Annotated in this window: 1 protein-coding gene; it reads left to right on the top strand. The window is 58.9% G+C overall.

The features are described 5' to 3' along the window. Nucleotides 1-455: tRNA ligase subunit PheS family protein (locus M3636_RS29180; protein WP_483311552.1), on the top strand; the 455-nt coding region annotated here is incomplete at both ends.

Here is a 455-nt window from a genome sequence, read left to right as displayed (position 1 = left end):
GGCTATATTCCGCAGGCTCGCCAATCGCTGGGGCAGCTGCCCAAGGACCAGCGCAAAAGCGCCGGCAAGGCCGTCAACATGGCCCGCGGCAAAATGGAAAAGCGCTTTGCTCAGGTCAAGGATGTCTTGGAACAACAAGCTCGCGAGGAGCAGTTGCGAGCCGAGACCGTAGATGTCACGATTCCTACCACCCGCACCCAGACCGGTGCCCTTCACCCGATTACCGCGTTGTCTGAGCGCATCGCTGATATTTTCGTCGGCATGGGATGGGAAATTGCGGACGGCCCAGAAATCGAGGCAGAGTACTTTAACTTCGATGCTCTGAACTTCAAGCCGGACCACCCAGCACGTACCTTGCAGGATACGTTCCACGTCTCGGGCGAGGGTTCTAGGCAGGTGCTGCGTACCCATACCTCCCCGGTACAGGTGCGCTCCAACATGGTGCGCACCTGTAC

The organism is Paenibacillus sp. MER 99-2, assembly GCF_023714095.1.
In the GTDB taxonomy this organism is placed as follows: Bacteria; Bacillota; Bacilli; order Paenibacillales; family Paenibacillaceae; genus Paenibacillus.
The sequence above is the reverse complement of the archived record's forward strand: the minus strand, read 5'-3'. Positions and strand labels throughout refer to the sequence as shown.